6 protein-coding genes are annotated in these 6,605 nt (G+C 59.3%); all 6 read right to left on the bottom strand.

From position 1 onward, the window contains the following. Positions 1–330: ATP-binding cassette domain-containing protein (locus F560_RS0121575; protein ID WP_026298463.1), on the bottom strand; the 330-nt coding region annotated here is incomplete at its 3' end. A 77-nt stretch (positions 331–407) separates the two neighbouring features. Further along, complete coding sequence (locus F560_RS0121570) at positions 408–1,385, bottom strand: substrate-binding domain-containing protein (RefSeq protein ID WP_026298462.1); 978 nt, start codon at positions 1,383–1,385, stop codon at positions 408–410. A gap of 27 nt (positions 1,386–1,412) precedes the next feature. Beyond that, positions 1,413–2,447 (bottom strand): sugar ABC transporter substrate-binding protein, encoded by a 1,035-nt coding sequence (locus tag F560_RS0121565; RefSeq protein WP_019007792.1) that lies wholly within the window; start codon positions 2,445–2,447, stop codon positions 1,413–1,415. Positions 2,448–2,679: 232 nt separating this feature from the next. Further along, positions 2,680–4,230 (bottom strand): response regulator, encoded by a 1,551-nt coding sequence (locus F560_RS0121555; RefSeq protein ID WP_019007790.1) that lies wholly within the window; start codon positions 4,228–4,230, stop codon positions 2,680–2,682. Continuing rightward, positions 4,223–5,977 (bottom strand): sensor histidine kinase, encoded by a 1,755-nt coding sequence (locus F560_RS0121550; protein ID WP_019007789.1) that lies wholly within the window; start codon positions 5,975–5,977, stop codon positions 4,223–4,225. The genes F560_RS0121555 and F560_RS0121550 overlap by 8 nt, the downstream gene beginning before the upstream one ends. Before the next feature lie 117 nt (positions 5,978–6,094). Further along, the gene (locus tag F560_RS0121545; protein WP_051088375.1) at positions 6,095–6,598 is read right to left on the bottom strand and encodes a D-lyxose/D-mannose family sugar isomerase; all 504 of its coding nucleotides are present in this window, start codon (positions 6,596–6,598) and stop codon (positions 6,095–6,097) included. Positions 6,599–6,605 lie beyond the last annotated feature (7 nt).

Genomic DNA, 6,605 nt, shown 5'->3' with positions numbered 1-6,605 from the left:
GCGCGGCAGGTCGGTGCCCATCAGCACGTTCTCGGCGACCGACAGATTGGCGGCCAGCTTCAATTCCTGGTGGATGACGCTGATTCCGCTGTTTCTCGCCTGCTGGGGACTTTGCCACTGGACGATTTGGCCCCGGTATACGATCTCGCCTTCATCCGGCTTGTAGACCCCTCCGATAATCTTCATCAGCGTGGATTTGCCCGCGCCGTTCTCGCCGACAAGCGCATGAACTTCGCCTTTCCGCAGCTCGAAATGAACGTTGTCGAGCGATTTGACGCCCGGAAAAGACTTGGTGATCCCATTCAATTGAAGAACCGGCGCACTCTCCATGCTCTCTCTCCCTTCGCTCCTTACCGAATCGTCAAGCGCAAGGGCGGCGCCGGGCCGCCCTCATTCGTTCCGCCCGCTTAGAACTCCGGCGTGAAGGAATCGAGCGTCTCCTTGGAGACGGAATCGACCGGAATCAGGACGGTGCGCTCCACTTTTTTGCCGGCCAGCAGGTCCTTGGCGAGCTCGATGGCTTTGACCACCTGCGCCTTCGGATGCTGCGCGGACGTCTGGGCGAACATGTCGTCGGTCTTGATCAGCTCGACCGCGTCCTTGGACCCGTCGACCGACACGAAGAAAAATTCATGGCGGTTGGCCGCCTTGGCCGCCAAGTACGCCCCGATCGACGTCGGATCGTTGACGCCGAACACCGCATCGATCGTGCCTTCCTTGTGGGAAGCGAGGATATTCTCGAACACTTTGTTGGCGTCGTCGCGGTTTTGCTTGCCGTTTTGGTCTTCGATGATCTTGATGTCGGGGTAATCCTTGATCGCCTCTTTGAACCCGGCTACCCGGTCGAAAATGGACGTAATCGGGTTGCCGTTAAGGAGAACGACGTTGCCTTTGCCGTTCAGGCGCTTGACCAGGTATTCGCCCGCGAGCTTGCCGGCCTGGAAGTTGTCCGACATGACGGTGGCGTTCACGCCCCCGTCCGCATCCACGTCCACCGCGATGATCGGGATGCCCGCTTCGACCGCCTGCTGCACGCCGCCCGCGATGCCTTTGGAATCGACCGCGTTGACGAGAATCAAATCGACTTTTTTCTGAATGAACGCTTCGATTTGCGCTTGCTGCTTCGCCAGGTCGAAGTCCGCGCCTTCGACGATCGCTTCGAAGCCTTCGGCCTTGGCCACTTCCTCGAGCGATTCCTTATAGGCGACAAAATAGGGATTGTCCAGCGTCATGACCGTCAAGGCCACCTTCTTGAGCTGTTTGCCGCCGCTGTCTCCTCCGCCGGAGGAGCCGGACGCTTCCGGCTTCGGCTCGTTTCCTCCGGAGCAAGCCGAAAATACGAGCGCCATCATCGCAACGGCCAAAAACCCTGCAAACCCTTTCATCTTTTTCAATCCAAACGCCTCCCCTGTTTAGTCCGATTTCCACAGCTCCGGAGCGGACGCGACCGGTTTCGTCCACAAGGCGCCCGTCCTGTACGCTTCCAGATTGCTCCGGTCGACGATGACCGACGGGGTTTCCAAATAGGGCTCGATGGCTTCTCCGGACAGCAGCCGGTGCATCTGCTCCATCGCCGTTTCCCCGATCTTGTCCGGAAAAGCCGCCAGCGTCGCGGTCAAGTTCCCTTTCTCGATCTCATCCATCGTGTTCGGATTGCCGTCGATGCCGATCGTGAACACTTCCTTGCCGGCGTTTCGCGCCGCAATCGACGCCCCGATCGCCATCTCGTCGTTCACGCCGAAGATGAGATCGATATCGGGATGAGCCCGCAGCGCCTCCGCGGCGATCGCGATGCTCCGGTCCCGAACCCAGTCTCCCGTCTGCTCGTCGACCACCCGGATTTCCGGGAACCGCTTCAGCGCGTCGTAAAATCCTTTACTCCGCAGCGCGTCATGGTATCCGGGCACCCCGCGGATGACGAGCACTTCCCCCGATCCGTTCAGCAGCCTTCCGGCGTACTCTCCGACCGCGTAGCCGGCCTTGTACTGGTTGTAGCCGACGTATCCCGCGATTTCGCCGCTTTGCTGGGGCGTCAGACTGTTGAACACCACCATCGGAATGCCGGCTTTGTTCGCCTTCAGGATGGACGGCCCGAGCACCTTGTCGTCGATCGCCGCAAAGAGAATGCCGTCCACTTTCTTGGAGATGAAATTCTCGAAGATGGCCACTTGGCCGTTGAAGTCCGTTTCCGCGGGCGGAGCTTGCGCTTCCAGACTCCAGCCGTACTTTTCCCCGGCCTGCGACGCGCTTTGCGCCGCCTGGGAATAGAACGGGCTGGTCATCCCGGACGGCAGGTAGGCGATCGTCTTTTTCGGCTCCTCCGCCGTTTCCCTTGCCTCCGCGTCTTTGGAGAGCGGATGGCGCTGGGCCGCGCAGGCCGCAAGCAGAAGCGCCGTCAGCGCAATCAGCATCGCGGCTTGCGAGCGCGGACGTCTGGACGTGAACATGTTTCCCTTCCCCCCGTTATCGCTTTCGTCCTTGTGGCCGGCTGGCCGCGCGCTTTTCGCCTGTTGGATTCCCCGCCGCCCCGAAAGCGGTTTCCCGTTTCATTCTAAAGCGGTTCGCCAGGGAAACGAATACAGAATGAAAGCGCTTATCTTTGAAATTGCGTGCCGGCTTCAAGCGGAAAAAGCGGAATTTTAAACACTGGCGCGCACAATTTTCAAACCGTTCATCCGGCTACACCTTGCGAAACTGATTTTTGTACTCGGTCGGCGTCATCCCCGTATACTTGCGGAACAACTGGCTGAAATACCGGGCATCGGGAATGCCGACCTGCTCGGCCACCCGATAGCTCTTGCAATGCGGAATGCGGAGCAGCTTCTTGGCCTCCTCCATGCGGTATTCGTTCAGCCATTCCGTAAACGTCTTGCCGACGTTGCGCTTGATGAGCCGGCTGACGTAGTTCGCCGAAAGATGGACATGCTCGGCAAGCGCCATCAAGGAGGTGTCCGGATTGCGGAAATTCCGCTGGACGAACTGCTCCGCCTGGTGGATGATCTGGCGGTGATGGCTCGTCAGCCCTTTCCGGAAAGGCTCCATCATCAGCATCGCGATTTGGCGGACCCGCTCTTTGATCTCCGCCAGCGAGTCCATGGCCAGGACGGATTGGGCGTGCTTGTCCCACGCCTCGCGGTCCGATTCCGGAGGCAAAAACGCGGCGGCGTGGAGAATCCATTTGCACACCTCGAACTTGATCTCATACGGCCCGATCCGGTCCCTGACGAATTGCTCGAACCATTCGTCCAGCATCAGTGCCGCTTTCTCCTCCTCCGCCTGCCGAATGGCCGCGAGCAGCCGCTCGGCCCGGTCGCCTTCCGGCCTGCTTTGCGCCTTGTCCCCGCCGCCGTCCGCTTCCTCCCGCAACGGTTCGTATTCCCCGGCCGTCAGGATCGACTCGTTGCCGTAGTAGAACGTCTTCTCCAGCAGCTGAAGCGTCTCCGCATACTGCCGATGAAGCCGCTCCGTACCGCGGCAGACCGTACTGACCGCCACGGAAACGGACATGTCCAACAGCTGGCGGTGCCAAAACTGCATTTCCTCCGCCCATTCGATCGCCTGCCTGCGGAGCGCTTCTTCGTCCGCAAGCGCCACGACGGCGATCACTTTGTCCATGATGGACAGGCAGACCGGCGCGATCTCCAGCTTCAGCTTCCTTCGCAGCAGCTCGACGCTCTGCTCCAGCGCGCCCGCATCCTGCGGGGTCCGTTCCAGCTTCAGCGCCATCACCGCATAATGCAGCCGGGGATCGAAGCGGGACGATCCCGGGGCGTTCTTGTGCAAGAGCAGGGACAGCATCTCCAGCTCGGCTTCCTGCTCCGGCGCCCTCGGAGCCGGCTTCGGCTCTCTGCGCTCCGCCTCGATGCGCTGAATGCACTTGAGCACCGCCCGCACCACCGCGTTCGGATCGGTGGGCTTCACCAAATACTCGACCGCGCCGAGTTCGATCGCCCGCTGGGCGTATTCGAAATTGCGGTGGGCGGACAGGAAAATCACCTTGGACCGGATGCCCATCCGGTTCAGCATATCCATCAGCGCCAGCCCGTCCATGCCGGGCATGACGATATCCGAGATGAGAATGTCGGGGCGTATTCGCTCCATTTCCCGAACGGCCGCAACGGCCGTCTCCCACTCCCCGGCCAGCTCGCAATCGAGGCTTTGCCAGTCGATAATGGCCCTCAGCCCTTCCCTTACGAACGGTTGATCGTCCAGAATGCCCACTTTATACATGCACGTTCGCCTCCTGTCCCTCAAACGGAAGATGGATCGTAATGCTTGTCCCTTTGCCTTGGGCGCTCTTGAGAAGCATCGAGCCGGCGTCTCCGTACAGAACGCGCAGCCGGTGCGCGATGTTGACCAGACCGACGCCGTCGCTTGACGGGGCCGCCTGCGTCCCCGCGGATTCCAGATACGGCCGCTTCATCCGCTCGGCGATGCTGCGCCGGATTTCCTCAAGCCGCTCCTCCGTCATACCCGATCCGTTATCCTCGATCCGGATGAGCAGCCGCTCGCCGGACACGACCGTCCGGATCGAGATTTCGCCGCGCTCGATATATTTAAAGCCGTGCTTGATCGCGTTCTCGACCAGAGGCTGCAGCAGCAGCTTCGGAATCCGGCAGCCGGCGGCCCGCTCGTCCAGCGATTCGCGCAGCGTGATGCGGTTGCCGAACTTGCTGCTCATAATATTGAAATAATCCCGAATGTACGCGACCTCCTCTGCGATCGAGACCGTTTTCTCGTCGATCCGCATGTTCGCTTCCATCAGCCTTGACAGACTTTGAACCAGCTCGCTGATTTCGCTCTGGCCCGCCATCAGCGCCTTCCAGTTGACCAGGTCGAGCGCGTTGAACAGAAAATGGGGATGAATCTGCGCTTGAAGCGCTTTCAACTCGGCTTCGCGGCGATAGATCGTTTCCATGTACACGTTTTTGATCAGCTCGTCGATCCGCTTGACCATGTGGTTGTATGACGTTTCCAAGAACGCGATTTCATTTTGCATCATCGGCACCTTCGACATGGCCAGATCGGCCGCCGCCACGCTGCGCATCCGCCGCGCCAGACGGTGAATCGGTTTGGAAATGGACATGGCCATGGCCAGCGAAGTGAGGAATCCGAGCGCGAGAATCAGGAGCGTCAGCAAAATTTGATTTTTGCCGTAATCGAGCACATAAGCGGAGAACGTCACCTTCGGCGATTGCAAAAACAGGTTCCAGTGCAGTACGGTGACCTGCCGTTCCACCTCGATATATCCGCGGCCGTCCGATTTCCCGCGCAGGGAACCGAGCGCCTCCGGGTTGGAGGACGACAGAATCACGCCCTTCTGATTCGTCAACTCATAGTGGATCGACTGCGTCAAATTATCCTCGCTCAGCACGTCCGTCAGAAATTTGCGGTTGATTTTGACCACGATCAGCGCCGTCGCCCTGCGCTTGGAATCCATCCAGATTTTCGACCCGTTGATCGTGTTGTTGGCTTTGTCGAATTCCACCCATTCCAGCTTCTGATTCAGGTTGTTGATGTAGAAGTAGGGGGATTTGAACACATCGTCGATCGCCCGCGAATGCGGACTGATCCATACGTCTCCGTTGTAAAAATAAAAGTCGACCGATTCGACGTACGGATTCAAAGAGACGAGCTGGTGCTCCTTGTCGGCGATATAGTTCAGGGCGGTTTGCCGGTCCTCGGCCCGGCTTTCGTTGTAATTGTCCAGCAGCTCGGTCAAATAGGCGTCGAACATCGCGCTCTGGATCGTCGTGTCGAGCTCGTCGATGCTCCGCCAGATTTTCAGGCTGATCAAATCGCCGATGTGGTTCAGGTAGTCCTCGGTCTTCATGTCCAGCGTCTCGCGCGACGTCAAGTAGGAAGCCGTATAAAAACACCCGACCAAAAACGTCACGAGCAGGCAGTACAGAATCAGCAGCTTTTTGTAAAAGGTCATGTTTTTCCAGTTCCACAATCGTTTGCGAAAAAAAGGCATCCTTCTCCCCCCATTTCGCCGGCAACGCAAAAGCGCCCCATCCCGTGAGGAATGGAGCGTCTCGCTTGGGCGCTTTATTTGCGCGCCGTCCGCCGGACTTTGCCGCAGCGGCCGCGCTCAATCGTCAAACTCGATGACCGGCATTCTCTCGACCTTCGGGTCGGTAAAGATATCGAATTCGTCCCGGCTCGTGCTGGAAAACTCGGATACGATCGCTCCCTCCGGCCCTCCCTGAAACCAATGCTTCGTACCGGGCGGAATCGTGTACTGCTCGCCGGGCGTCAGCACGATCTCGTGAAACACGGTATAGTAGGCCTCGCTGCCGGGAGGCACCGCCGCTTGAACGGACGCCGCCGGTTCTCCCTCGACGTACAAAAACACTTTGCCCCAGCGGCAGCGGAACGTTTCCATCTTGCCCGGATCGCCGCCTACCGGAGGGTGCAGATGCTCCGGACACGTCTGATGCGGAAAGAGCGCCAGCTCCTTCGCGCAATACCGGTCGGTGTTGATGTAAGTGACAAGCTGCAGACCCTGCACGGCCAAGTTCCCCAATCCGAAATCCGCGACCTCCACCTTTTCCAGTTCCGATGGCGTCAGGGCGATGCCCGCCTTGCGAAACATCTCCGCC

The sequence above is a fragment of the Cohnella laeviribosi DSM 21336 genome, from assembly GCF_000378425.1.
In the GTDB taxonomy this organism is placed as follows: domain Bacteria; phylum Bacillota; class Bacilli; order Paenibacillales; family Paenibacillaceae; genus Cohnella; species Cohnella laeviribosi.
Note: the sequence above shows the minus strand (reverse complement) of the source record. Positions and strands in the feature narration are given on the sequence as shown.